Origin of the sequence: Streptomyces sp. ID05-39B (assembly GCF_033794725.1) — a bacterium.
Taxonomy (GTDB): Bacteria; Actinomycetota; Actinomycetes; order Streptomycetales; family Streptomycetaceae; genus Streptomyces; species Streptomyces bobili.
Genome location: NZ_JARGEF010000293.1, coordinates 1 through 1,514, shown reverse-complemented (window position 1 = coordinate 1,514; position 1,514 = coordinate 1). Strand labels below are relative to the sequence as shown.

The 1,514-nt window shown below is 73.8% G+C and carries 1 protein-coding gene and 1 pseudogene; both read right to left on the bottom strand.

Annotated elements, in window-relative coordinates; all coding sequences use genetic code 11:
* Positions 1–126: 126 nt before the first annotated feature.
* Positions 127–858, bottom strand: coding sequence for a precorrin-2 C(20)-methyltransferase (gene cobI / locus P1P75_RS36535; protein ID WP_319263568.1), 732 nt, complete (start codon positions 856–858; stop codon positions 127–129).
* Positions 855–1,514 (bottom strand): annotated as a pseudogene (locus P1P75_RS36530) (cobyrinic acid a,c-diamide synthase); the annotation flags it as partial. The gene cobI and the pseudogene P1P75_RS36530, both read right to left, overlap by 4 nt.

Sequence of the window (1,514 nt, the reverse complement as noted above, 5' to 3'; positions counted from 1 at the left end):
CGGCCTGTGGCCCGGCCGCGGCGGCCGACCGTCGTTCGGTCGAGGCGTCCGGCCCCGGCCCCGCCCCGGCAGCCCGCCCAAGCGCCGCCGGCATTCGCGCCGCCGGCATTCGCGCCGCGGGCACTCTCACAGCTTGCCGCCCCGGACCCCGTCGCGTCGGGCCGGGGCGATCAGCGTCGAGAGGTAGGGGAGGGGCTCCCCGTCCAGTTCCGCGGCGGGGCGGATGGACTCCTCCGACAGGCCGAGCGCAGAGCCCCACACCGCGTCCTCGAGCCGCCCCGTCTCCCGCAGCGCCTCGGCGACCTCGGCGGCCTGCCGGCCGAACTTGTAGGCGACGACCGTGCCCGGCCCGGCCAGCGCGTCCTTCAGCACGGCCGACCCCGCCGTCACGGGAACCAGCGTCAACGGCTCGGTCCCCTCGGTCAGTACGGCCCCCGACCGGGCGGCGAGGTCCTGCATGGCGGTGATCCCCGGCACGGTCTCCACGACCGTTCCCGGTACCAGCTCGTCGATGGTCTGGGCGAGATACGTGAACGTCGAGTACACGTTCGGATCGCCGATGGTGGCGAAGGCGACGGCGTCGTACTGCGCGAGCAACTGCGCCACCCGCTTCCCGGCGGCGTCCCAGGCGGCCTCCCGCCGGCCCCGGTCGGTCCGCTCGTTCAACGCGAACACCACCCGGACGACCTTCTCCTCGGGCACGTAGTGGAGCACGGTCGCCTCGGCCCGCCCCCGCTCGCCCGTGTCCATGACGGGTACGACGACCACGTCGGCGGCGCGCAGGGCGTTGACGCCCTTGACGGTCACCAGCTCCGGGTCACCGGGACCGACCCCGACTCCGATCAGCCTGCTGCTCATGACGTCCGGCACCTCTCCACGAACCGACGGGCCACACCGGGCTCGGACGCCCAGTGCGTGTGCAGATAACTCGCGTGCACACCGCGTTCCACAAAGCCCTCGACCCGCTTCTCGGGTGCGAGGACCCCCCAGGCGGGAGCCGTCCCGGCGCCCGGCTCCACCACGGTGCGATGGAACTCGTGCCCCCGCATCCGCGTCCCCGCCCCGGCGAGCACGCTGTCGCTCACGGCGACGGCGTCCCGGTACCCGAGGGTGAGCCGCTCCGTCATCCGGGCCGTGGCGTCGAGGACCGCGCACATGGGCCGCCCGTCCAGCTCCCGGCAGAGATACAGCAGGCCAGCGCACTCGGCGGCGACGGGGGCCCCGTTCTCCGCGAGCGCGGCGATCTCCTTGCGCAGCCCCTCGTTCGCGGACAACTCGGCGGCGTACACCTCGGGAAACCCGCCCCCGACGACCAACCCAGCCGTATTCAAAGGCAGTTGCTCTTCCCGCAGGGGATCGAAGGTCACGACGTCGGCCCCGGCGGCGGCGAGCAGTTCACCGTGCTCGGCATAGGAGAACGTGAACGCGGGACCCCCGGCAACGGCCACCACCGGCCGCCCTGGGTGCGTTCCAGGCGCGGACGGACCACCGACAGCCGCACCCGCGTCCCACCC